The sequence below is a fragment of the Hymenobacter nitidus genome (assembly GCF_020447315.1).
GTDB classification, from domain to species: domain Bacteria; phylum Bacteroidota; class Bacteroidia; order Cytophagales; family Hymenobacteraceae; genus Hymenobacter; species Hymenobacter nitidus.
Window position 1 is genome coordinate 60,343 of sequence record NZ_JAJADQ010000004.1, and the last position, 23,028, is coordinate 83,370.

Consider the following 23,028-nt stretch of genomic DNA (forward strand, 5'->3'; position numbering starts at 1 on the left):
TCCTTTTTCAAAAGCGGCTTTCCGGCTGCCAGGGCTGAACCAATACCGGCCCGATACTGCTTGTAGGGCATATTTCCCCCCCGAACCGTCAAACTGACACTATGCGCTCTTGTCTTCTAGTACTGGCTATTGTCATTTCCTTTGCCGCCCGGGCTGCTGCTCCGCCCCAGCTGCTGCTGGACGTGGCCCGTTTCCGCAATCAGGATGCCGCGGTGAAGGGGGCTATTATCGAGCTGTATGCTACCGTACCCGGTCAGTCACTGACGTACAAGCGGCGGGCTCCCAAAGTATTTCAGGCGGCGGCCAGCGTGACGCTGGAAATAATCCGGGAAGACGGCTCGGCCGCTTTTCAGGAAACCATTACGCTGAAGCCGCCGGTACTGAGCGACACGTCCATCAGCCTGAAAAACCCAGTGAGCTTTCAGAAGCGGATTCTGCTGCCCGACGGTAAATACACCCTCCGCGGTCAGGTGCGCGACCAGTACCGCAAGGGCCAGAACAACGTGGTGGAGCAGCCGCTGGTTGTGAATTCGGAAGCGAAAGGATTGACGCTGAGTGATGTAGTGGTGCTGGCCCGTCCGGCGTCAAAATCGCCGGAGCAAAGTAACTTTGCCCGCGGTGGTTTTAGCCTGACGCGGGCGCCGGGCGGCTTGTATGGCCGTGGGGCTGACCGCGCCTATTTCTACGCTGAGCTTTACAATGTGAAACCCGAACAAACCGTGCAGCTGCGCTACCGTCTGCGCCAGGACGCAGCCACGAAAGATGCTCTGACAACCACGGCCACTGTGCGAGGCCTGGCGGGCCAGGGCACGCCCATCACCGGTGCGCTGGACTTAAGCAAGCTGCCCGCCGGCGACTATACGCTGACAGTAGAAGTGCGCGACGCCAAAAACAAAGTTCTTTCCTCTCAAAACGCTCGTCTGTACCGCAACGTGACAGAGTATGCTCCCGCCGGCGTAGTAGCTAACTAATGACCCCCCACGCAACACCCCGAAAATACGCCTGGTTTTATCTGCCCCTGGAATGGCTGCTGCTGAGCATTGCCCGTCTGCCGTTTCCGGTTCTATATGGCTTCGCCTACGGCTTGTATGGCCTGATGGCCTATGTGGTGCGTTACCGGCGGCGGGTAGTTCTGGAAAATCTGCGCAATTCCTTTCCGGAAAAGTCTGAAAAGGATATTCAGCGAATCCAGAAGGAGTTTTACTGGCACTTTGCCCAGGTAATGGTCGAGATTCTGAAGCTGGGCGTTATATCCGATGCGGAGCTGCGCCGCCGCGTCCGGATCCACAACCCGGAGTTGCTGTCGAGCCCATTTGCCCAGGGGCGTACGGTGCTGGCCCTGGGCTCCCACGCCGGCAACTGGGAGTGGATTCTGCCCTCGGGCGCCCTGGAGTTTCCCAACCGGGCTTATGGGGTATATAAGCCGCTTAGCAACCCGTTTTTCGAGCATTTCCTCTACAAGCTGCGCACGCGCAGCGGGGCCCACCTGATTCCGATGCGGGATACCCTGCGCGACCTGATCAAGCGGCGCACCGAAGGCCGGGCCATGAGCATGCTGACCGACCAGGCCGCTGGCCCCGAAGACCGGCCCTATTGGACCCAGTTTCTGAACCAGGATACCAGCTTCTACAGCAGCGCCGACCGGCTGGCTTCCCAGTTCAGCTGCCCGGTGGTGTACGTGAACATCAAGCGCACAGGCCGCGGCTTCTACGACCTCGTGATTCTGCCTCTGCACGATGGCAACACCCCGCTGGACAAGGAGGCCTACGTGGTAACGGAAGCCTTTGCCCGCCATCTGGAGCGTGACATTCAGGCGGCCCCGGCCAATTACCTCTGGACCCACCGCCGCTGGAAGCACAAGCGGGTGGTTTAATGTGCTCAAGTGCTAATGTGGGGAATTTGCTAAAGCCCAACTTGTCCTTGCGAGGGGCAGCCCCTCGCAAGGACATAGGTTGTAACCTGCCATTTACAGGTATTGCTCAATGTCGCCGGCACCTTGGCGGATGATTTCGTAATCCTCACTGGTGCAGTCGACGACGGTGCTGGCGACGTTGTTGCCGAAGCCGCCGTCAATAACCAGGTCGACCAAAGAGCGGTACTTCTCGAAAATAAGGTCCGGGTCGGTGGTGTATTCCAACAACTCGTCGTCGTCGCGGATAGAGGTTGTGACGATAGGGTTGCCCAGCTCTTTCACCAGGCCTAGGCAGATGTTGTGGTCGGGCACGCGGATGCCGACGGTTTTGCGCTTCACTCCCCCGTAGCGTGGCGCTTTGGGGCTAGCCTCAAAAATAAACGTAAACGGTCCCGGTAAGGCCTTTTTCAGGATCTTGTACACCGGGGTGGTGATGTTGTGGGCGTAGTCGGTGATGTGCGACAGGTCGGAGCAGATAAAGGACAGATTCGCTTTATCGGGGTGCACTCCTTTGATGCGGCACAGCTTTTCCACGGCTTTGGCATTGTGAATGTCGCAGCCCAGGCCATAGATGGTATCGGTAGGATAGATGATAACGCCGCCTTTGCGAAGCACGTCCACTGCTTGCAACAAGCGGTTCTGAGGTGGATTATCGGGATGAATACGAAGCAACGTGGCGGCCATAGCAGCTAAATAAAAGAGTGGGAGGAAAAGGAAAACTACCGGTGGGCGGCAGAGGGGCAAGGTAGTAGCTGGGCTACAGAACTACCACTCATTCGCACATTTTGTCTTCAGGGTTACTTCCGCCGGCCGCTAAAAGCACAAAAAGAGCCCCGGCCGCAATGGCCGGGGCTCTTTAAAAAGATACGCCGGAAAGCTTACTGCTTCACAAACGAGCAGGTAGCAATGCCACCGGCGGTGGTGATCCGCACTGTGTAAACACCAGCCCGCAGCGCCGATACGTCGAGGGTCAGGTCTTCCTGGCCGGCTACGGTCTGCTTCACGCGCTGCCCCAGGGCGTTGTACACGTCAACCGACGCACCGACGCCTTCCTTGCCCATGCGCAGGGTGAGGCGGTTGGCGGCCGGGTTCGGGAACAGGCTCAAAGAGCTGTCCAGGGCTTTGTTCTGAGTAGCCAGCGTAGTGGTGCCGGTCGACAGGGCGAAGTTGTCGACGGCCAGCAGCGCGTCGTTGCCGGTGTCGTTGTTGTCTTTCCACCGAATCCACATGGTGGTACCAGCGGGCCAGTTGAGGGTGGCAATAGAGCCGGCAACGGAGGTCCGGTTGGCCGCTTCGTTACCGTTGAGGGCCGTGTTGGTCACAATGGCATTGGCAACCTCCGTTACGTTGAGTGCCGTAGCGGCCGTCCAGGTACCGGTGCTGAGGCTGGTGGCATCGAGGCTGTACTCAAATGCCAGCACCTCGTTCTGGTCCAGGGCCGAACCGGAGCGCCACTGCTCGCCGTTGAACGACATGTTTACGCGCGTTACGGTAGCTCCGGAGGCGTTGGTGAAAACTGCGCCAATGGCCGGGATGGTACCACCCGAAGCCACGCTGCCCAAGGCCCGATCGGTGCTGGCCGCGGTGCCCACGTTGTAAGGAGCCCCTGATAGAGCGCTACCGCTACCATCGGAAACCAACAGGTTCACAGCAGTAGTAGCTGTGCCGGCGAAACGACCACCAGTCCAGCCGGTAGGGTAGGCCGTGCCGGTAGCACCCATCCCATCAAAGTTCTGGGTGTAAATGCTGGTGCCGCCGGTGATGCTGATGGGCGTAGGAGCCTGGGCCTGGGCCGCAAACGAAAGGCCGAGCAGCAGGGCAGCGGCGGGCAAGGAGCGCAGGCGCGCAATAGAAGGAGTAAAGAGTGCCACGATAGTCAGGTGAAAAAAGTGAGAGATGATGTGGAAAACGAAATCAGAGTCTGGGGTGAATACCAGAATTTGAGCGAAGGTAAGCAAAGCCGCAGGCTCAAAACCGATGGACACCCCGCCTACGAGTTAAAACTAGGGGAATGTTGCCTCAACGCCCAAATTTTATGGGCGTTGCCGCTGTGTTACCATTGCGTTAACACGGCCCGCACCGGCGTAAAAAGCTTGTCTGCGGCTGGCAGAGGATGTATGCCGGCCAGCCGGCCGGCCCAAAAGCTCCGGCTGGCCGGCTGCCGCGAATCAGGACTGGCGGAACAGCGGATAAGGCGTACTTTTGACGCCGGTAAACTCAGCGCCCCCGGTTTCGTGTTGGGGAGCTTAGTTTGGCTTTTTCGTTTTTGATACCTGACCCCGCCTCTCGTTTGCAATGACCAAACCCCGCATTGATTACCGCGCCAACGCGCTTCGCCGTCGCAACCGCTTCGCCTATACGGTCGGGGTGCTGGGCATCATCTTTATTACGTTTTTCTACTACTTCTACCAGGTTTTCTTCACGCCCAACGTGGAAACCAAGGGTCAGCCGACCTACGTGCTGGTGCGCCGCGGCCAAACCAGCAAGTCGGTGCTCGACTCTATCGACAAGACCGGCGTTATCGTCGACCGGCTCTCGATGTACTTCGTGGCCCGGCTCATGAAGTACGACAAGCTGGTGAAGCCCGGCCGCTACGAGTTGAAGGACGGCTACACCAACCGCCAGCTGATTTCGGATTTGCGCGCCGGCCGCCAGTCGCCGCTCAAGCTCACGTTTCAGAACATTCGCCTGCGCGACGACCTGGCCCAGAAGCTCAGCACGGCCATTGATGCGCGGCCAAACCAGTTCGACTCCTTGCTGAGCAGCCCAACCTATACCAAGAGCCTGGGCTTCGACACGACCAGCATCATCGGCATGTTCATCCCGAACACCTACGAGCTGTACTGGAACTCCTCGGCCGACAACCTTATGCAGCGCATGAAGAAGGAATATGAGAAGTTCTGGACCCCGGCCCGGGACGCCAAGCGCAAGAAGCTGGGTCTGAGCCGGGAAGAAGTCAGCACGCTGGCCAGCATCGTGGAGGCCGAGCAGCAGCAGCACGCCGATGAGCGGCCCCGCGTGGCGGGCGTTTACCTCAACCGCCTCAAGCGCGACATGAAGCTGCAGGCCGACCCCACGGTGGTATATGCCAACGGCGACTTCGGCATCAAGCGCGTGCTGAACGTACACCTGCAGAAAGACTCGCCCTACAACACTTACAAGTACGCCGGCCTGCCACCCGGCCCCATCAACCTGCCCAGCATTGCCAGCATCGACGCCGTGCTGAACCCCGAGGAGCACAACTACCTGTATTTCTGCGCCAAAGAAGACTTCAGCGGCTACCACGCCTTTGCCACCAACGAGGCCGGCCATCTGGTCAACGCCCGCCGCTACCAGGCTGCCCTGAGCCGGGCCGGCATTATGAAATAGGGGTTGATGCGCTGTGATGGTTACTTATAGAATAACCAAGTTCGATCCGGCTAAACGTGATAAGGCAGGAGCCTACACGGACCATGCTGAATGGACTTCTATTAGTGACATCGGCAAATCGAAATACGGGAGCCCAACTTATGAGGAGTACGAAAAGGTAGAAATGGCTTATGTGGCCGCCATTACCATCGTCTTGGCCGTTAATAATATACAGAGCCTATCCATTGACTCGTTAGGACTTTATACTTCTAGAGCTGATTTTGAATCTTTCAAAACCAGTGAGCGGCTCAGGAATCTGGCTGTCGCCTTTGATAGGGACATGGCAGGCCTAAAAGAGGGGCAGGCTGTGCCAGTAACGCAGATTGATCAACTAATAAGACTAAGGTTAAGAGAAATAATCTGGATGGATTTAATTGCCCCTCAAGTTAAAGTTGAGTTTGGTTATGATTACTACATGTATGTGACTTGCGGGGAATTGCCAGCAGCTGCCATAAAACAAATTGAGGAAACTGGACTCTTTGTAGAGTAGTAAGAGTTCATAACTGCTTTTTTGACTTCTACCCATGTACTCTTCCGACACCCAGATCCGCGTGCGTTATGCCGAAACCGACCAGATGGGCTACGTCTATCATGGCAACTACGCGGCGTACTTTGAAGTGGCCCGCACCGAGGCGTTCCGTCAGCTTGGCATCCGCTACAAGGATCTGGAGGCCGATGGCGTAGGCATGCCGGTGGGGGAGATACGCACCCGGTTCCGGCGCCCGGCCCGCTACGACGACTTGCTCACGGTGCGCTTGCTGCTCAAGCAACCCGCCGAAGGCTCGCGGGTGTTGTTCGAATACGAAATCTACAATGAGGCCAAGGAACTGCTCACCGAGGGCCATACGTTGATGGTGTTTGTAAGCACTGCCACCGGCCGCCCCGTCCCGATTCCGGCGGAAATCCAGAACAAGCTGGCCCCGTATTTCAGCGACGATGAGCTGGTGGGGCCCGTGACGCCGGCGGCCCAGAAGCTGCCCGCGGAGGCCCCGGCGGCGGCTGCTTTCATTCCCAACAAGCCCGCCACCCCAACCGAGTAGCTATGGCCATGCGCCTGCCCGTTCGCCGCTACCACCTGCCCGACGTGCGCCGCCGGCGTTCCTACCGCAAGTTCATCGTGTGGCTCAAGCAGCTGCACATTGCCCACGGCCGCGCTTCGGTCTACGACGTGGTCGACCGGATGATACAGGAGCTCAAGCTCGACAGCATCAGTAAGCGGGCCAGCTACATGGCCTTCAACCTTACGGTGGCCCTGTTTCCGACTATTATCTTCCTGTTCACGCTGATTCCCTACATTCCGGTACCCAACCTGAGCGTTGACATCCTGCAGTTTTTGGGTGACCTGATACCGCGGGAAATGTACCTGGCCGTGTCGGGCACCATCGAGGATATTGTGAACATTCCTCACGGGGGCCTGCTCTCCTTCGGTTTTGCTGCCGCGCTGGTGCTTAGCTCCAACGGCATTATGGCCCTGCTCGACGCCTTCGAGAAAAAGTATCCCTCGTTCAAGCGCCGCACTTACCTGCGCAAGCGCGTCATTGCCACCCTGCTGACTATTGTTTTGTCGTCGGTGCTGCTCTTTGCCATTGCCGGCATCTTTTTCGGTACATACATCATCGACGCGCTGGTGTTCCACGAAATCGTGCCCGAGCAGTTCACCAACCAGCTGATTTCCATCCTGAAATACGGCTCCGTTATCGGGCTGTTCCTGCTCACCACCTGCCTCGTGTACTACTACGTGCCGCCGGTGCACGACAAATGGCCTTTCTTCTCGGCCGGGGCCGTGGTGGCCACGCTGCTCATCTTCCTGGTTTCCTTCCTCTTTATTCTCTACGTCAAGATTTTCGACAGCTACAACCACTTCTACGGCTCCATCGGCACGCTGGTGGGCTTCATGGTGTGGCTCGACTTCGTGTGCATGACCCTGATTCTGGGCTTCGAGGTCAACGTCAGCATTGATGCCGTGACCGGGCGCCTGAAAACCCGGTAAGCCGTTCAGTACGAATCAGTAGCGGCCGGTCGGCCCGGGCGGGGCGGGCAGGAGTGGGGTAGGGCAGGGGAAAAAAATGCGAAAAAAATGCGCCTCAGGTATTGTACCCTAACAAATGCCTGTTACTTTTGCCGTCCCGAAACCATTCATTATAACCTTACAGAGAGGTGGCAGAGTGGTCGAATGCGACGGATTCGAAATCCGTTATACCTGCAAGGGTATCGGGGGTTCGAATCCCCCCCTCTCTGCATTTTTGGCGGCTTCAGTCGTGATGCCGCCTTTTTTACCGGATTACACGTAATTACCACACCTAGAGAGCTGGCAGAGTGGTCGATTGCGGCGGTCTTGAAAACCGTTGAGGGTTAAACCTCCGGGGGTTCGAATCCCTCGCTCTCTACAGAAAAAACCGTTTGCAGTCCGCAAACGGTTTTTTTGTTTTCCAGCCGAGCAGCAGTATTAGCCCTTCAGCGTAACCACAAACGTGGAGCCCACCCCGGGCTGGCTTTGCACGCTGATGGTGCCCCCGGCATTATCAACGATGCGCTTGACCATGTACAGGCCGATACCGGAACCTTCTATTTCCGGATGCAGGCGCTGAAATAACCCAAACAGCTTGGTTTGCTGGGTCGCATCCAGCCCCAGGCCATTGTCCTGCACTTCCAGCTGCACCGTATCGGCGGTGCGGAAGCAGCGGAGCACCACCCGGGGCCGCCGGCTGGAGTCACGGTACTTCACGGCGTTGCTGAGCAGGTTGTAGAGGATGCTGCGCAGGTGCTTGGGGGCGAAGGACACGGCCAGCCCAGGGGCAATGTCAACTTCTAGCAACACGTTGGCCGCTTCCAAGCGCGGGGCCAGATCCAGCCGGATAGATTCTACCAGCGCCACTACGTCAACCGCCTCATTGGGCTGCTGCTGGGCCTGCTGCAGCTGGGCCAAATCGGTTAGCTGGGCAATGGTGAGCTGAAAGCGGGCTACGGCCTTCTGAATCATGGTGAGCAGCGAGGGAACCAGGGGCGCCTGAAAAGACGCCGCCGGCAGCTCATCCTGCAGCGCTTCGACCAGACCCTCGAGGTTGGTGATAGGCTCGCGCAGGTCGTGAGAGGCAGTATAAATGAAATTGTCGAGGTCGATGTTGGTACGGATAAGCTGGGCATTGGAGGTAGCCAGCTCCGCGGCCAGCGCCAAGGCCTGCTGGCCGCCTTCTTCCACTACGCGCCGGGCCCGCACCTGCTCGGTTACATCGTAGGCAAAGACCAGTACCCCGTCGATGGCGCCGTGCTCGTCTTGGCGCGCCTGATAGGTAAAATTCCAGATAATTTCTTCCAGCGGCTCGCCTTCGTGGCGGGCCAGCATTACCGGCAGCTCCAGGGCCACAAAGGTTTGGCCCGTGGTGTACACGCGTTGCAGCAGCTCCGGAATGGGCGTGTCAGCCAGCTCGGGCAGGGCTTCCAGCAATGGTTTGCCGGCCAGTTCGCGGCCGGGAAAAATGCGCTGGTAGGCCGGGTTCACCAGCTGGTATACCAAAGTAGGGCCATCGAGAATGGCAATGGGCGCCGGGGCTTGCAGAAACAGGTCGTGGAGCTGGCGTTGCTGGGCCTCGCGCAGCTGGCGGGCCCGCACCTGCTCAGTCACGTCGTAGGCAAAAATGGAAATGCCCGCAATCCGGCCGTGTTCGTGGTAGGCCTGGTAAGTGAACGTGAAGTAGGTCTGGCGGGCGGGCCGGCCGTCGGGCTGCTCGATAGCCAGGGGAAGCTCCGTGCCGAAGAAGGTTTCGCCCGTGCGGTACACGCCGTCGAGCAAATCCAGAAAGCCCTGGGCGGCGGCATCGGGTAGGGCCTCGGCCAGGTCCCGGCCCACGAGAGTGCGCCCGGGAAAAAGCTGCTGATAGGCGGCATTTACGTATTCGAAGCGGTGCCGGGGCCCGCGCAGCAGCGCAATGCTGGCCGGTGTTTGGGCAAAAACCTGGTAGAAGGTTTCGCGCTCCTGTACCTGGCGCTGGGTGGCGGCCAGCAAATCGGCCTGTAGCGCCAGGGCCGCCTCGGTACGTTCCTGCACCCGGGCTTCCAGCTCCTGGTTGAGCTGCTGCACCTGCTGGCGGGAGAGCACCTGGTCGGTAACGTCCGTTGCGACGACCAGTATTCCGGTAATATCGCCCTGGGCGTTGTGCTGGGGCTGGTACACGAAGTTGAAGTACACCGTATCGAGCTGGCCGTGGCGGTACATGCGGAAGGGCAGCGCCGTACCGACGAACGGCTCGCCGGACTGCAATACGCTGTCGAGCATGCTGTCGATGCCTTGACCTTGCAGCTCGGGCATGGCCGTCAGCAAAGGTGTGCCCAGCAGCTGCGTTTCAGTGCGGCCCCACATCTGGCACACTGAGGGGTTGGCCAGGGAAATACGATAGTCGGGGCCATCGAGCAGGGTAATGGCAACGGGGGCCTGCTGAAAAACCGAATGCAACTGCTGGCGCTGCCGTTCGGCCTCAGCCCGGGCAGCCTGCTCGGCCTGCTGGCTTTCGCGCAGGGCTATTTCGACCGGCGAGCGGGGCTGGTCGGCCGTGTCGGTGAAGCTGACCAGCAGCCCGGCTCCCGAGCGGCGGGCGGCCAGGCGGTAATAGTTGTCGTAGCCGTCGGCCTGGTAGTTGATGTTGTACTCGCGGGGCTCCCCAGTCACGAAGGCTTCGACGTGAAAGGCAAAGGTGCCGTGCTGCTTGCTGTGGGGCCACTGCTCGTTGTGGGTGAGCGTGGGGCGCTCGGGCATGCGCATCATGCGCTGAGCAGTCGGGTTTAGGTACTCGAAGGTGAAATCGACTAGCTCACCAGCATCGTCGTAGAGGGGCGTGTAGTAGATAATGCCCGTAAGTGACACTGCCAGCAGGTCACTGAATAAGTCGTCGAGGGAGGAAAAAGCAGTTAGGGAATCGGCAGGCTTCATGCGGGTAAGCGGCAAGGACGTGGTGGCGGCAATTACGAGCCGCGAAGAGCACGTACCTATCGGCAAGCAAGGAATAAATAACGGAATCAGGAATTAAAAAAGGACACTTGCAGTCAGAACGCGTGGTGGCACTGATAGTCTGCCGCAGGGCCGTTGCGGCCGCGCAGGCAGCAGGTGATTTGGGGTAGGTGCAGGCTAAACCCGGCCCTGCGGGCACACTTCCATTTCCTGCTGCCGGTTCGTTGACTGCTACTTGCTGCCCGAACGGATTAACTTGGAGCCTTACAACGCGGGAGTCCGGAAAGGGTTGCCGCCCCCAGGCCTGGGTTTCCCGCGCCCAATCAGCGGGCCGCCACGTGGCCGATGCAACGGTCAGGCAACAGCCGGCAAGCCGATAAGCTCGCTACAGCCGGCTGCTGGCGACCGGGTCGTTTTCAGCAATAGCAGTTGGGGCTCAGAGGCTGGGGAACGCCCGGGCGGAAATACCCAGATGTTGGTATTGTGAGCGGATGAGCAGCGGAGTACCTTCATTTACAGGCTACAAGAAGGCCTTTCGAGCCCTGCGTTTCACTTTTAATTTTTCTGCTCTTATGGGGAATACTTCTACTCTGTGGTGTCGGGTAGCTCTGTGCGCTTGCCTGATAAGCACCGCCGCAACTGGGGCCCAAGCCCAGACGCTTGACCCGACCTTTCAGCCGACGGTGCTGAAAAACCCGCTGACGACTTCCGACTTTCTCACGCGCGCCATGCTGGTGCAGCCCGATGGAAAAGTTGTGGTTACGGGGGCTTACGACTACCTGGATGGCGCCATAACCAGCACGGTGCGGCGTCTGAATGCAGACGGCACTCCCGACGCGGCATTCCTGGCTCAGACGGGCCTCGGTCCTGATGTCAGCTTTGGCCAGGCCTTAGCCCTGCAGACCGATGGCAAAATCCTGGTCGGCGGGGCCTATGCCTACTACAATGGGGTGCCAACCGGCAGCCTGGCCCAGCTGAACGCCAACGGGAGCGTGGACGCAGGTTTTAACGCGGGCGGAACCGGTTTTTTTGGGGGCGTAGGCGGCAGTACAGTCCGTAGTCTGGCCGTGCAGCCCGATGGTAAAATCCTGGTGGGTGGTATGCTCACCACCTATAACGGCACTCCCGTGGGGGCCATAATGCGCCTGAATACCAACGGCACCCTGGACCCCACCTTTGCGCTCGGAACCGGTGGTATTGCCAATAATGGGGGGGCGGGCACCGTAGAAGCTATTGTGGTGCAGACCGACGGCAAAATTGTTATTGGCGGCACGTTTACTACGGTGGGCGGCACCACGGTGGGCAGTATCGCCCGGCTCAACGCCACCGGGAGCCTAGATAACACCTTCACTACCGGCTCGGGTGTCAACGCCCAGGTCCGGGCCCTGGCGCAGCAGCCGGATGGTAAGCTGCTGGTCGGGGGCCTTTTCACGCAGTTTAACGGACAACCCAGCCCCAGCCTGATTCGCCTCAACCTGAGCGGCAGCCCCGACAATACTTTCACTGGCGGCACGGTATTGAGTGGCGAGGGCATCTTCCGCATCCGCCTGCGGGCCGACGGCAGCCTACTCGTCGCCGGCCGGTTTTCGACCTATAACGGGGTGGCCCGCGGCAGCATAGCCCGCCTTGGTGCAAACGGCGCCCTGGACACGGGTTTTGCGCAAGGCGCCGGCGCCACAGTAGGCAGCATAGCCAACTTAGTGTATGACGTAACCGACATTGCCGGCGGACAGCTGCTGGCGGGTGGTGCCTTTCTGAGCTTTAACAATACGGCCCGCACGGGTTTGGTACGACTTACCAGCACTGGCACGCTCGATGCCACCTACAACCCGGTGTATGAGAAGCGGGGTACCGTTGACCGGGTAACGCCGCTTGCCGACGGCCGCCTTGTGGTGCAGGGCAACTTCACCAGTTTCAACGGCACAACCGTCACGAATGCCCGGCCGCATCTGCTTAACGCGGACGGCAGCTACAATTCCACTATCAACCCCGCTGTTTCGGGGAGCCTGTTTGTGCAGCCCGATGGCCGCATCTACGTGGTAGGCAGCACCGGTACCGGCACGGGTACCATTCGCCGCCTGCTCCCAACGGGTGGCCTGGATGCCTCTTTTACCGTGGTAAACCTGACTACTACCACCGGCAATATTGCCACCGAAGTGAAGGAGCTACCCAATGGGCAAGTGCTGCTCTTTGGCTTTTTCAACACCGTAAACGGGTTGGCCCGGCCCGGAATAGCCCGTGTGTCCGCCTCCGGCGCCCTGGATGCGAGCTTCGCCCCCACCGCTACGCCCTGGACCGCTGCCAATGCGTATCCTATCATTGACGGAGTACAGGAAAACGGACAACTTCTGGTCCGCTGGTCCGATGCCAACCGCGGCTATCTAACGCGTCTCAACGCCGACGGCAGCGTAGATAATACCTTCTCGCTGGGCAGCGCGGGCGGCCCCACCAGTTTCTTTACGGCGTACGTGCTACGCGGCGGCAAGCTCCTGGTGTCGGGTAACTTTACCAGTTTTAACGGGCAGGCGGCCCCTAACGGACTAGCGCGGCTCAACGCCAATGGTAGCCCCGACGCCACCTTCACAGCCGCCAAAGCTGGTAGTGTCGGCATCGTGCCCCAGCCCGACGGCCGCATCCTGCTGCTGAACCGGGTGGTGGCCACCAATACCACGGAGCTTTCCCGCCTGAACGCCGACGGAAGCCTGGATGGTACGTTCCAGCCCGTGACGGTACCCGGCGGCTACTTCTTCGGCACCGGGCTCAATAGTAACGGCATTGTTTTGCAGCCCCAGGATGGCAAGATCCTGCTGTTCGGCCCTTTCACCCGGGTTAATGGGCAGCAGCGGGTCGGGCTGGCGCGGCTCACGAATTCTCTGCTGACCTCTAACCGCGGCATGGCTGCAGTGCCTACACTGGACGTGTTTCCAAACCCGGCCCACTCTGCCGCTACCCTCCAACTGGAACCCGGCCCTACGGCGCGGGAGGCCCAGCTGCTCGACCAGCTAGGCCGTCCGGTGCGCACTTTCCTGGTGCCCGCCCGTGCTGCTGCTGCTTCGCTGAACGTGCAGGGGCTGCCGGCCGGGCTATACCTGCTGCGTTGCCAGGGGGCTACCCAGAAGCTGCTCGTAAAATAGCAGGCTGGTCGTCAGCAAAGCTGGTTGCCGGCTTGCCGAAAACCAACCGCGAGGCTCAGGGCTGAACATGAAAATCCCCGTTTCCGGGCCTGGAAGCGGGGATTTTACTATTGGCCGAAACAGATTCAACGGATAGTTAACGGCTCTTAAACTGGCTGATGGCCTGACGGGTGAAATCGGACAGCACCAGGCGGCCACTGATGGCGGCGCGCTGGGGCAGCAGCGTATCCCAGTGTTCGGTGCCCTGCCAGCATACCTGCTTCAGCTCACTCAGCGCCTCGGGGTTGTAAACAGCCAGCTTTTCAGCAAAAGCCTGCACGGCTTGGTCCAGCTCGGTGCTCGTAGCAAATACTTCGGCGTAGAGGCCCCGGTCACGGGCCCACTCGGCCGAACGGAACTCGGCCGCGTCCAGGGCCAGCTGGCTGTAGGCCGAATTGCCGATTTTGCGCTCCACGGCCGGGCCTACTACAAACGGGCCGATGCCCACCACCAGCTCGCTAAGCTTCACCGAGGCCTGGGTGGTGGCAAAGCAGTAGTCGGTGGCGGCGGCCACGCCCACGCCACCGCCAATGGCCTTGCCCTGCACCCGCCCGATGATAATTTTGGGGCAGGTGCGGCAGGCGTTAATCACCTTGGCAAAGCCCGAGAAAAACGCCAGCCCCTGGGCCTCGTCCTGAATAGCTATCAGCTCATCGAAGCTGGCCCCAGCGCAAAACGTCCGTTCCCCTTCGCTGCGCAGAATGATAACTTTAACTGCCGCGTCTTGCCCGGCGGCGGTGATGGTGTGGGCCAGTTGCGTGAGCAAAGCACCGGGCAGGGAGTTGTGGCTGGGGTGGAAAAAGGAAATGGTAGAAATGCCGTGCACATCGGTCGTGCGCTCTACTTTGCCGGCGGTCAGGGTGTCGTTGATTGTCATGTGGGTGGGAAGGGGGGTATCGTGGATGTAACGGGGCAGGCTGATCTGCAGGCTACGCCTGGTCTTTCTTCTTGACCATCGTCAGGATGGTAGCCACAGCGACGGTTTCGCCGGTTTCGTCGCTCACGTCCACGAGCCAGCGCACGATACCTTTGGCCACATCATCGGCGTCACGCTTTTCCTGGCCGATCTTTTCTTTCACGGTCAGCTTCACCCCGATGGTCATGCCCGGGTACACGGGCTTGGTGAAGCGGCACTCGTCGAGGCCGTAGTTGAGCAGCACCGGCCCTTTGCGCGGGTCCACGAACATGCCGGCGGCCTTGCTCAGAATGTAGTAGCCGTGGGCCACGCGGCCCGTAAACAGCGTGCCTTCCAGGGAAGTAGCATCCACGTGGGCGTAGAAATTGTCGCCCGACACCTGGGCAAAATTGGTGATGTCGGCCTCCGTCACGGTGTGGCGGTGGGTAGTATACGTCTGCCCGATTGCCAGCTCCTCGAAGTAGTGCTGGAAGGGGTGCTTGTCGCGCTCCGTCTGCCGGGCTTTGGGCTGATAGACCTCCGTAATGGCCGTAATCATGGTGGGAGAGCCCTGAATGGCGACGCGCTGCATGAAGTGCTCCACGCCGCGCATGCCGCCCATTTCCTGGCCGCCCCCGGCCCGGCCGGGGCCGCCGTGAATGAGCAGGGGTAGGGGGGAGCCGTGGCCGGTGCTTTCCTTGGCCACTTCCTCGTTGATGACCAGAATCCGGCCGTGGTGAGTGGCCGCGCCCAGCACGAAGTCCTGGGCCGTGCGCGGGTCGTTGGTGGCTACCGAGCACACCAGGGAGCCTTTGCCCAGGTTCGACAGCGCAATGGCTTCGTCCAAGTCTTTGTAGGGCATAATAGTGCTCACCGGGCCGAAGGCTTCTACCTCGTGGGTGTCGGTAAACTTGAATGGCTCGGAGTTCAGCAGCACGATGGGCGACATAAACGCGCCGGTTTTGCAGTTGCCGCCGATAACCTGCACGTTGTCCAGGTCGCCGTACACGATGGGCGTGTGCTTGGCTAGCTCGCGCACTTGCTCCCGCACGCGGTTCACCTGCGTCAGGCTGACCAGGGCGCCCATGCGTACGCCTTCGGCCTGCGGGTGGCCGATGGTGGTTTGGGCCAGGGCTTTGCCCAGGGCAATCTGCACGTCCTCCACCAGGTTTTCGGGCACAATCACGCGGCGGATGGCGGTGCACTTCTGCCCGGCCTTGGCTGTCATTTCCTTACGGATTTCCTTGATGAACAAGTCAAACTCCACGGTGCCGGGCACGGCGTCGGGGCCCAGCACGGCCGAGTTCAGCGAGTCGGCCTCCATATTGAAGGGCACGGCTTCGGCCAGGATGCGCGGGTGGCCTTTGAGCTTGCGGCCCGTTTCGGCCGAGCCCGTGAACGTCACCACATCCTGGTAAGTAACATGGTCCAGAATGCCCTGTCCGGTGCCGCATACAAGCTGCAAAGCGCCTTCGGGTAAAATTTTGGAGGCTATGATTTCGCGCACCACTGCCTCGGTGAGGTAGGCCGTGGGCACGGCCGGCTTTACAATGGCCGGCATGCCCGCCAGCAGGTTCACGGCAATTTTCTCCAGCATGCCCCAGATGGGGAAGTTGTAGGCATTGATATGTACGGCTACGCCCTCTTTGGGCACCATAATGTGGTGGCCCATAAAGTTGCCGGCCTTCGACAGCGCAATCGGGTCGGACTCGACGTAGAAGGGCTTGTCGGGGAATTTGCGGCGCAGCGAGGCGTTGGCAAACAGGTTGCCGATGCCGCCTTCGATGTCAATCCAGGAGTCGGCCCGGGTGGCGCCCGAGCGGTAACTGAGCGTATAGAAGTCTTCCTTTTTGCTGTCCAGGTGCAGGGCCAGGGCCTTGATCATGCGGCCCCGCTCGTGGAACGTCATTTTGCGCAGGGCCTTGTTGCCGGTCCGGCGGGCGTAGTCGAACATGGCCGCATAGTCGAGGCCTTCGCCGTTAGCCAGGGCAATAACTTCGCCGGTGGAGGCGTCAAGGAGTTCGTGCTGTTCGCCCGTGCCAGCCATCCAGCGGCCGAGGGCGTAGTTTTCGAGGGTGGGAGTCATGAGTATATTCGGGAGGAAGGGAAGTGTCGGAAGAGAGAAAGGTCGAAAGTTTACTTGCTCGACATGACGTTCTGATTTCAGGATTCCGTCTTGCGCTCATTCCAGGTCTGGTAGCTGGCCTGCTGCACCTGCCGGTCGGCGGGTACTTCGCGCAGGGGCTCACAGGGTTGGAGCGTGGCGTGCAAATCGGCGGGCAGCTGCATGTAGACGTGGGTGCCTTCGGTTTTCCAGCGCAGCATGTCGTCGCTCACCTGGCGGATAATCTTATGCGGATTGCCCACCACCAGGCTGCGGGGCGGAATGACTTCGTCGGCCTTGATAAAACTCAGGGCCCCGATGATGCACTCGTCACCGATTTCCACCCGGTCCATGAGCACGGCGTTCATCCCCACCAGCACGTTGCGGCCCACAGTGGCGCCGTGAATAATGGCCCCGTGGCCGATATGAGCCATTTCCTTGAGCCGCGTGGTAGTACCGGGAAACATGTGGACGGTGCAGTTTTCCTGCACGTTGCAGTTGTCCTCGATGATAATCTGGCCCCAGTCGCCGCGAATGGCCGCGCCTGGCCCGATGTACACGTTGCGGCCGATAATGACGTTGCCCGTCACCGTGGCCTGCGGGTGCACAAAGGCCGACTCGTGCACGACCGGAATAAAGCCGTTGAACGAGTAGATCATACCTTTTCGATGATGGCCGCGTAGCCCTGGCCCACACCCACGCACATCGTGACGAGGGCGTAGCGCTTGTTTTGCTGGTGCAGCTCCAGGGCGGCCGTGTTCAGAATGCGCGCCCCGCTCATGCCCAGCGGGTGGCCCAGGGAAATAGCGCCGCCGTTGGGGTTGATGCGCGGGTCGTTGCCTTCCAGGCCCAGGCCCCGCACGCAGGCCAGGGTTTGGGCCGCAAAGGCCTCATTGAATTCAATCAGGTCTATCTGGTCGAGTGTGAGGCCGGCTTTTTTCAGGGCCAGCTGCGAGGCCGGTACCGGACCGATGCCCATCGTGCGCGGCTCGACGCCGGCCACACCCATCGAAACCAGGCGGGCCCGGGGCGTGAGGTTGTGCTGCTTCAGGCCGTCTTCCGACGCCAGCAGCAAAGCCGCCGCGCCGTCGTTCAGGCCCGAGGAGTTGCCGGCCGTAACCGAGCCGTTCTTGCGAAAGGCGGGCCGCAGCTTGGCCAGGCCTTCGAGCGTGGTGTCGGACTTAATGAACTCGTCCTGCGAGAACAATACCGGCTCGCCCTTGCGCTGGGGAATGGGCACGGCCACGATTTCCTCAGCGAAGCGGCCCGAGTCCCGGGCCCGGCCGGCGCGCTGGTGCGACTCGTAGGCAAACTGGTCCTGGTCGTCGCGGCTGATGTGGTACTGGTCCACCAGGTTTTCGGCCGTTTCGCCCATGGCGTCGATGCCGTACAGGGCTTCCAGCTTTTCGTTGACAAAGCGCCAGCCGAAGCTGGAATCGTACATTTTCGAGTCGGTACCGAAAGCCTTGGTCGGTTTCGACATAACGTAGGGCGCACGGGTCATGCTTTCCACGCCGCCGGAAATGAACAGGTCGCCGTCGCCACTCTGAATGGCGCGGGCGGCGGCAATGCTGGCCGAAAGGCCCGAGGCGCAGAGGCGGTTCACGGTTTCGCCGGGTACGGAGGTGGGCAGGCCGGCCAGCAGCAAAGCCATGCGGGCCACGTTGCGGTTGTCTTCCCCGGCCTGGTTGGCGCAGCCCAGAATCACGTCGGCAATGGCAGCGGGGGCGGCAGTGGGGTTGCGCCGGAGCAGCTCCTGAATCACCAGGGCCGCTATATCGTCGGGGCGGACGGCCGCGAGTGTGCCGCCAAAGTTGCCGATGGGCGTGCGGATGCCGTCAACTAAATACGCTTGTTTCACAGGGAGAGGGGTTGGGTTGGGATGCTCAGAATATCGGTGCTGGTGCGGTAGGCCGTGCCTTTGAACAGCGCCAGCACGGTTCCGTGCTGATTGGTGACGCGCAGCTGGTACACGCTTACTTTGTGCTTGAGGCTTTCCTCGCGGGCTTCCACCGTCAGAACGTCGCCGAGCCGGCCGGCTTCCAGGTAGTCCATCGTCACGCTCAGGCCCACGCTGAAACGGCCGTGGCTGTTGCAGGCAAAGCCGAAAGCGGAGTCGGCGGCGGCGTAGGTCACGCCCCCATGCAGGTTGCCAAAGCCATTGAGCATGTCGGGCCGCACCGTGAAGCGCAGGCGGCAGTAGCCGGCGTCTACTTCCTCGATTTCGAGGCCCAGCAGGCGGGTGAAGGCGTCGTGGCGCAGCATATGCTCTTTGACCGCCTCGGCCCGCTGCTTATCGGGCGCTGGCGGCTGACTCATGCTGAAAGAACGTCTGATTCTGGCGCACCATGCGGCGCAGCAGGGCGCTGGCGCGGTAGCGGTCCTCGTGATACTCGTCGTAGAGCGCGTCGAGCGTGGCCAGCACTTTATCGGGGCCCAGCTCGTCGGCCCAGGCCAGCAGGCCTTTGGGATAGTTCACGCCCTTGGTCATGGCCAGCTCCAGGTCTTCCTTGGAGGCCACGTTCAGGGCTAGCGCGTCCACGGCTTCGTTGATGAGCATGGCCAGAATGCGGGTTACAATGGCCCGGCCCAGGGTTTCGTCGCGCGTGGGTTCGGGCTGGGTGGCTCCTTCGGCGTAGCTATAGAAGCCGCGGCCCGACTTGCGGCCGTAGTAGCCGGCTTCAAACAAACGTTTCTGGGTAAAGGAGGGCTTGAAGCGCGGGTCGAAGAAAAAGGCCGTGAATACCGATTCCGTGACCCGGTAGTTCACGTCGTGTCCAATGAAATCCATGAGCGTAAACGGGCCCATGCGGAAGCCGCCCAGCTCGGTCAGGGCCCAGTCGATGGTGGCCATGTCGGCAATGCCTTCTTCCTGGATGCGGATAGCCTCGCCATAGAAGGGCCGGGCCACGCGGTTCACGATAAAGCCTGGGGTGTCCTTGGTCAGTACCGGCAGCTTGCCCCAGCTTTGCACCAGGTCGCGCACTTCCTCGGCCAGCCCCTCGCGCGTCTGCACGGCCGGAATAACCTCCACCAGCTGCATAATGGGCGCGGGGTTGAAGAAGTGAATGCCAATAAACCGCTCAGGTTTCTGGCAGGCGGCAGCAATGGAGGCAATGGACAGCGAAGACGTGTTGCTGGCCAGAATACAGGTGTCGGGCACCAGCATTTCCACTTCCCGGAACAGCTGCTGCTTCACGGCCAGATCCTCCACAATGGCTTCGAGCACCAATTCGCAGTCGTTGAAAGCGCCAATGTCTTCGGTCAGGTGCAGGCGGCTGAAAATGTCGGCAGCAGCTTCGACGGTCAGCTTGCCTTTCTCGGCCAGCTTATTCAGGCTGGTTTGAATCGACTTACCGGCGCGGTCCAGGGCCTGGCGGTTCTGGTCGAGGAGGCGCACCGTGTGGCCGGCCGTGGCTACTACTTGCGCAATTCCCGCGCCCATGGCGCCGCTGCCGATAATTCCGATGATCATATGTGAGTTGGTGAAATGGTGTTTTAGCGGGTTGGTGATTTAGCGAGTTTGCTGTTCAAACCGCGCAAAGGGCGCAAGCGCAAGTTCACTAAATCACCAACTCATTAATTCACTACGCGTGGCACTTGAAGTAATCGAAGGGCTCGTGGCAGTCGTCGCACTGGTAATGCGCCTTGCAGGCCGTGGAGCCGAACTGGCTGACAAGGTGAGTGTGGTCGGATTTGCAGAGGGGGCAGCGCACGGCCGTATCCTTGCCGAAAAGGTTGAGCACGTGGCCGGTAGCGGTGCCATCGACGGGTGGGGCAATGCCGTAAGCTTCCAGCTTTTCGCGGCCGGCCTGACTCATCCAGTCGGTGGTCCAGGCGGGGCTGAGCTGGTTGTGAATGGTCACGTTGGGGATGCCCTCAGCCAGCAACCGCAGCCGGATATCGGTGGCAATGGTGTTCATGGCTGGGCAACCCGAGTAGGTGGGCGTGATGCTTACCGTGACCTGCTCCCCGTCCACCTTTACGCCGCGCACGATGCCCAGATCCAGAATGCTGAGCACGGGCACCTCGGGGTCCGACACCTCTTCCAGCAGCTGCCAGATGCGTTCTTCCGTGGGCGCCTTCGCTACCATCTCATACCGGGGTAGGTGCGCTGCATGTACTGCAGCTCGGCCAGGATGTAGCCCAGGTGCTCAGTATGGCGACCTTCCTTGCCGCCGGTCATCATGAACACGCCCTGGGGCACGGGCAGGGTAGCTTCCTGAAAAACGTGGTTGAGGTGAGCTTCCATCTTGGGCAGCAAACCGGCATAATCCGGGATGATACCGGTGGCTTGCAGGGCTTTTTCGGCGGCTGTGGGCGTGGTCAGCTCGCCGGAATAGCGCCAAAGGTTGCCCAACGCTTTGTCGAGGCGCTGCCGGCTTTCCTCCGTGCCGTCGCCCAGGCGAATCATCCATTCCGAGCTCCACTTCAAATGGTAAGCGGCTTCCTTCACGGCCTTTTCGGCAATGGCAGCCAGGCGCTCATCGGGGCTGGCTTTGAGCTGGAGTAGGAAGTGGTAGTGGAAGTTGTCGAACAGGAATTGCCGCGCTACTGTGTCGCCGAAGTCGCCGTTGGGCTGCTCCACCAGCAGCGGGTTCTTGTACTCCACCGCCAGGCGCAGAAAGGCTAGGTCGTCTTCAGTGCGGTCCTGGCCTTCCAGCTCGGCGGCGTACTGGTAGAGGCTGCGGGTTTCGCCCAGCAGGTCCAGCGCAATGTTGGCCATGGCCAGATCCTGCTCCAGAATCGGGCCGTGGCCGCACCATTCCGAGAGGCGGTGACCCAGAATCAGGCTGGTATCGGCCAGCTGCAGCACGTACTGAAACAGCTGCTGCCGCAGTTCGGGCGAGTACGAGTTCAGGGCAACGGTTTCGGAAGGGGCAACTTGCATAGCGCTCAGAATTACATGTGCTTGATGGAGTCCGGAACCTGGTAGAAGGTCGGGTGCCGGTACACTTTGTCGTTGGCCGGGTCGTAGAAGGCCTCGGCGTCGTCGGGGTTGGAGGCGTGCACGTGCTTGCTTTCTACCACCCAGATGCTGATGCCTTCGAGGCGGCGGGTGTACACGTCGCGGGCGTTCTGGATGGCCATGGTAGCGTCGGCGGCGTGCAGGCTGCCCACGTGCTTATGGTCGAGGCCCTGCTTGCTGCGGATGAAAACTTCCCACAGCGGCCATTCGGATTGCGTCATTGTGCTTGGTGGCGCCTCACCCCTAGCGCCTCTCCGAAAGAGGAGAGGGGGAACTAGCTCTAGCAGGCTAGGAACTAGTTATGGCTTAGGGTAGGGCTGCTTTTTAGGATTAGAAAACTAAAAGCTAGTTCCCCTCTCTACTTTCGAAGAGGGGCTAGGGGTGAGGCAGCTAAGCGGCCTGCGTTTCGGCGCGCTCAGCGCGCTTTTTGGCGTGGGCCAGAGCGGCTTCGCGCACCCAGGCGCCTTCCTCGTGGGCTTTTATCCGGGCGCCGAGGCGGTCCTTATTGCACATGCCGTTGCCTTTCACCACGTTCCAGAATTCCTCCCAGTTCACGTCGCCGAAGTCGTAGCCCTGCTTGGTTTCGTTCCACTGCAGCGCGGGGTCGGGCACGGTCAGGCCCAAGAACTCGGCCTGGGGCACCATCATATCCACGAATTTCTGGCGCAGCTCGTCGTTGGTGAAGCGCTTGATGCGCCACTTCATGCTCTGCTCGGTGTTGGGTGAGTCGGCGTCTTTGGGGCCGAACATCATCAGCGTGGGCCACCACCAGCGGTTTAGGGCTTCCTGGGCCATGGCTTTCTGCTCGGGCGCGCCTTCGCACAGGGTCTGCATGATTTCGAAACCCTGGCGTTGGTGGAAGCTTTCTTCCTTGCACACCCGCACCATGGCCCGGGCATAAGGGCCGTAGCTGGTGCGGCACAGCGGCACCTGGTTCAGAATAGCGGCGCCATCCACGAGCCAGCCCACGGTGCCCATATCGGCCCAACTCAGGGTCGGGTAATTGAAAATGCTGGAATACTTGGCCTTACCCGAGTGCAGGTCGGCCAGCATTTGGTCCCGCGAAGCGCCCAGGGTTTCGGCGGCCGAGTAGAGGTAGAGGCCGTGGCCGGCTTCGTCCTGCACTTTGCTCAGCAGAATGGACTTGCGCTTCAGCGAAGGGGCGCGGGTAATCCAGTTGCCTTCGGGCAGCATACCGACCAGCTCGGAGTGGGCGTGCTGGGAAATTTGCCGGATCAGCGTTTTGCGGTACGCATCGGGCATCCAGTCTTTAGGCTCAATACGAACGTCCGCGTCAATGCGGGCCTGAAACTGCTCTTCGAGGTTGATTTCTACCGTTTCCATGCGCTTTCAACAAAGTTTAACTAACATTCGTTAGTTAAAAGTAAGAAAAATATCGGGTTTAGACGATTATATAGGAGTTGGCAGCTATTTACTGGTTCGAATTAGAGTCCGACGAGTACCGTTAGTAGCCGTTAAGATGATTTCAAGGCCAATTAGTTTCTCAGACAATGAATCAGTAATAGTGTATAATCCATCAGACAAATAAACCGAGTGGGCTTCGTGTTTCTCGTCTTGTGCAGGATTCCGAACTATTAGTTTGTTACCTCTAATACCCCACGAAA

Annotated in this window: 20 protein-coding genes and 2 tRNA genes; 9 read left to right on the forward strand and 13 right to left on the reverse strand. The window is 60.2% G+C overall.

Features of this window, described 5'->3' with window-relative positions:
- Nucleotides 1-101: 101 nt before the first annotated feature.
- Both LGH70_RS08595 and LGH70_RS08600 read left to right on the forward strand, forming a co-directional pair.
- Nucleotides 102-971: a hypothetical protein gene (locus tag LGH70_RS08595; protein ID WP_226184825.1), complete on the forward strand. Its 870-nt coding sequence runs from the start codon at nt 102-104 to the stop codon at nt 969-971.
- Nucleotides 971-1,873 (forward strand): lysophospholipid acyltransferase family protein, encoded by a 903-nt coding sequence (locus LGH70_RS08600; protein ID WP_226184826.1) that lies wholly within the window; start codon nt 971-973, stop codon nt 1,871-1,873. Before LGH70_RS08595 ends, LGH70_RS08600 begins: the two co-directional genes overlap by 1 nt.
- Nucleotides 1,874-1,966: 93 nt before the next feature.
- Here the strand turns inward: LGH70_RS08600 and LGH70_RS08605 are convergent, their stop codons facing one another.
- Both LGH70_RS08605 and LGH70_RS23815 read right to left on the reverse strand, forming a co-directional pair.
- A complete protein-coding gene (locus LGH70_RS08605) occupies nt 1,967-2,596 on the reverse strand; it encodes an L-threonylcarbamoyladenylate synthase (RefSeq protein WP_226184827.1) in 630 nt (209 codons plus the stop codon).
- Nucleotides 2,597-2,790: 194 nt separating this feature from the next.
- Nucleotides 2,791-3,783 (reverse strand): T9SS type A sorting domain-containing protein, encoded by a 993-nt coding sequence (locus LGH70_RS23815; protein WP_226184828.1) that lies wholly within the window; start codon nt 3,781-3,783, stop codon nt 2,791-2,793.
- Between the two features lie 424 nt (nt 3,784-4,207).
- Between LGH70_RS23815 and mltG the strand changes: the two genes are divergently transcribed.
- The 6 genes from mltG (at nt 4,208) to LGH70_RS08640 (ending at nt 7,707) form a co-directional block, all read left to right on the forward strand.
- A complete protein-coding gene (gene mltG, locus LGH70_RS08615) occupies nt 4,208-5,281 on the forward strand; it encodes an endolytic transglycosylase MltG (protein WP_226184829.1) in 1,074 nt (357 codons plus the stop codon).
- A 13-nt stretch (nt 5,282-5,294) separates the two neighbouring features.
- The gene (locus LGH70_RS08620) at nt 5,295-5,810 is read left to right on the forward strand and encodes a hypothetical protein (protein WP_226184830.1); all 516 of its coding nucleotides are present in this window, start codon (nt 5,295-5,297) and stop codon (nt 5,808-5,810) included.
- Nucleotides 5,811-5,844: 34 nt separating this feature from the next.
- Entirely contained in the window at nt 5,845-6,360 is a 516-nt protein-coding gene (locus LGH70_RS08625) for an acyl-CoA thioesterase (protein ID WP_226184831.1), read from the forward strand.
- 8 nt (nt 6,361-6,368) lie between these two features.
- Nucleotides 6,369-7,310 carry a YihY/virulence factor BrkB family protein gene (locus tag LGH70_RS08630; protein WP_226184832.1) on the forward strand — a complete coding sequence of 314 codons (942 nt, stop codon included), beginning with the start codon at nt 6,369-6,371 and terminating at the stop codon, nt 7,308-7,310.
- A gap of 161 nt (nt 7,311-7,471) precedes the next feature.
- A tRNA-Ser gene (locus tag LGH70_RS08635) sits at nt 7,472-7,558 on the forward strand.
- Between the two features lie 64 nt (nt 7,559-7,622).
- Nucleotides 7,623-7,707 (forward strand) — tRNA-Ser (locus LGH70_RS08640).
- 59 nt (nt 7,708-7,766) lie between these two features.
- Here LGH70_RS08640 and LGH70_RS08645 read toward each other — a convergent pair.
- Nucleotides 7,767-10,244, reverse strand: a complete 2,478-nt coding sequence (locus LGH70_RS08645) for a PAS domain-containing sensor histidine kinase (RefSeq protein ID WP_226184833.1) — start codon at nt 10,242-10,244, stop codon at nt 7,767-7,769.
- A 590-nt stretch (nt 10,245-10,834) separates the two neighbouring features.
- On the opposite strand from LGH70_RS08645, the gene LGH70_RS08650 reads away from it, so the two are divergent.
- The gene (locus LGH70_RS08650; RefSeq protein ID WP_226184834.1) at nt 10,835-13,396 is read left to right on the forward strand and encodes a T9SS type A sorting domain-containing protein; all 2,562 of its coding nucleotides are present in this window, start codon (nt 10,835-10,837) and stop codon (nt 13,394-13,396) included.
- Between the two features lie 136 nt (nt 13,397-13,532).
- On the opposite strand, the gene LGH70_RS08655 is transcribed toward LGH70_RS08650, so the two are convergent.
- The 10 genes from LGH70_RS08655 to paaA form a co-directional block, all read right to left on the reverse strand.
- The gene (locus tag LGH70_RS08655) at nt 13,533-14,312 is read right to left on the reverse strand and encodes an enoyl-CoA hydratase/isomerase family protein (protein WP_226184835.1); all 780 of its coding nucleotides are present in this window, start codon (nt 14,310-14,312) and stop codon (nt 13,533-13,535) included.
- A 52-nt stretch (nt 14,313-14,364) separates the two neighbouring features.
- Nucleotides 14,365-16,416: a phenylacetic acid degradation bifunctional protein PaaZ gene (paaZ, locus tag LGH70_RS08660; RefSeq protein ID WP_226184836.1), complete on the reverse strand. Its 2,052-nt coding sequence runs from the start codon at nt 16,414-16,416 to the stop codon at nt 14,365-14,367.
- 77 nt (nt 16,417-16,493) lie between these two features.
- Nucleotides 16,494-17,093, reverse strand: coding sequence for an acyltransferase (locus tag LGH70_RS08665; protein WP_226184837.1), 600 nt, complete (start codon nt 17,091-17,093; stop codon nt 16,494-16,496).
- Complete coding sequence (gene pcaF, locus LGH70_RS08670) at nt 17,090-18,295, reverse strand: 3-oxoadipyl-CoA thiolase (protein ID WP_226184838.1); 1,206 nt, start codon at nt 18,293-18,295, stop codon at nt 17,090-17,092. The genes LGH70_RS08665 and pcaF overlap by 4 nt, the downstream gene beginning before the upstream one ends.
- Nucleotides 18,292-18,753, reverse strand: coding sequence for a hydroxyphenylacetyl-CoA thioesterase PaaI (gene paaI, locus LGH70_RS08675; RefSeq protein ID WP_226184839.1), 462 nt, complete (start codon nt 18,751-18,753; stop codon nt 18,292-18,294). Before paaI ends, pcaF begins: the two co-directional genes overlap by 4 nt.
- Nucleotides 18,728-19,909: a 3-hydroxyacyl-CoA dehydrogenase NAD-binding domain-containing protein gene (locus LGH70_RS08680; protein ID WP_226184840.1), complete on the reverse strand. Its 1,182-nt coding sequence runs from the start codon at nt 19,907-19,909 to the stop codon at nt 18,728-18,730. Before LGH70_RS08680 ends, paaI begins: the two co-directional genes overlap by 26 nt.
- Before the next feature lie 112 nt (nt 19,910-20,021).
- The gene (gene paaD, locus LGH70_RS08685) at nt 20,022-20,528 is read right to left on the reverse strand and encodes a 1,2-phenylacetyl-CoA epoxidase subunit PaaD (protein ID WP_226184841.1); all 507 of its coding nucleotides are present in this window, start codon (nt 20,526-20,528) and stop codon (nt 20,022-20,024) included.
- Entirely contained in the window at nt 20,522-21,325 is an 804-nt protein-coding gene (gene paaC / locus LGH70_RS08690; RefSeq protein ID WP_226184842.1) for a 1,2-phenylacetyl-CoA epoxidase subunit PaaC, read from the reverse strand. The genes paaD and paaC overlap by 7 nt, the downstream gene beginning before the upstream one ends.
- 11 nt (nt 21,326-21,336) lie before the next feature.
- The gene (paaB, locus tag LGH70_RS08695) at nt 21,337-21,624 is read right to left on the reverse strand and encodes a 1,2-phenylacetyl-CoA epoxidase subunit PaaB (protein WP_100334854.1); all 288 of its coding nucleotides are present in this window, start codon (nt 21,622-21,624) and stop codon (nt 21,337-21,339) included.
- A gap of 169 nt (nt 21,625-21,793) precedes the next feature.
- The gene (paaA, locus tag LGH70_RS08700) at nt 21,794-22,747 is read right to left on the reverse strand and encodes a 1,2-phenylacetyl-CoA epoxidase subunit PaaA (protein WP_226184843.1); all 954 of its coding nucleotides are present in this window, start codon (nt 22,745-22,747) and stop codon (nt 21,794-21,796) included.
- Between the last annotated feature and the right edge of the window lie 281 nt (nt 22,748-23,028).

Bases quoted from the DNA above. Each gene is read 5' to 3' on its own strand.
- paaD (WP_226184841.1), bottom strand. From the start codon at position 20,528: ATGGTAGCGAAGGCGCCCACGGAAGAACGCATCTGGCAGCTGCTGGAA.
- LGH70_RS08680 (WP_226184840.1), bottom strand. From the start codon at position 19,909: ATGATCATCGGAATTATCGGCAGCGGCGCCATGGGCGCGGGAATTGCG.
- paaB (WP_100334854.1), bottom strand. From the start codon at position 21,624: ATGACGCAATCCGAATGGCCGCTGTGGGAAGTTTTCATCCGCAGCAAG.
- paaI (WP_226184839.1), bottom strand. From the start codon at position 18,753: ATGAGTCAGCCGCCAGCGCCCGATAAGCAGCGGGCCGAGGCGGTCAAA.
- paaC (WP_226184842.1), bottom strand. From the start codon at position 21,325: ATGCAAGTTGCCCCTTCCGAAACCGTTGCCCTGAACTCGTACTCGCCC.
- LGH70_RS08645 (WP_226184833.1), bottom strand. From the start codon at position 10,244: ATGAAGCCTGCCGATTCCCTAACTGCTTTTTCCTCCCTCGACGACTTA.
- paaA (WP_226184843.1), bottom strand. From the start codon at position 22,747: ATGGAAACGGTAGAAATCAACCTCGAAGAGCAGTTTCAGGCCCGCATT.
- paaZ (WP_226184836.1), bottom strand. From the start codon at position 16,416: ATGACTCCCACCCTCGAAAACTACGCCCTCGGCCGCTGGATGGCTGGC.
- LGH70_RS08600 (WP_226184826.1), top strand. From the start codon at position 971: ATGACCCCCCACGCAACACCCCGAAAATACGCCTGGTTTTATCTGCCC.
- mltG (WP_226184829.1), top strand. From the start codon at position 4,208: ATGACCAAACCCCGCATTGATTACCGCGCCAACGCGCTTCGCCGTCGC.
- LGH70_RS08595 (WP_226184825.1), top strand. From the start codon at position 102: ATGCGCTCTTGTCTTCTAGTACTGGCTATTGTCATTTCCTTTGCCGCC.
- LGH70_RS08650 (WP_226184834.1), top strand. From the start codon at position 10,835: ATGGGGAATACTTCTACTCTGTGGTGTCGGGTAGCTCTGTGCGCTTGC.
- LGH70_RS08630 (WP_226184832.1), top strand. From the start codon at position 6,369: ATGCGCCTGCCCGTTCGCCGCTACCACCTGCCCGACGTGCGCCGCCGG.
- LGH70_RS08665 (WP_226184837.1), bottom strand. From the start codon at position 17,093: ATGATCTACTCGTTCAACGGCTTTATTCCGGTCGTGCACGAGTCGGCC.
- LGH70_RS08655 (WP_226184835.1), bottom strand. From the start codon at position 14,312: ATGACAATCAACGACACCCTGACCGCCGGCAAAGTAGAGCGCACGACC.
- LGH70_RS08605 (WP_226184827.1), bottom strand. From the start codon at position 2,596: ATGGCCGCCACGTTGCTTCGTATTCATCCCGATAATCCACCTCAGAAC.
- LGH70_RS08625 (WP_226184831.1), top strand. From the start codon at position 5,845: ATGTACTCTTCCGACACCCAGATCCGCGTGCGTTATGCCGAAACCGAC.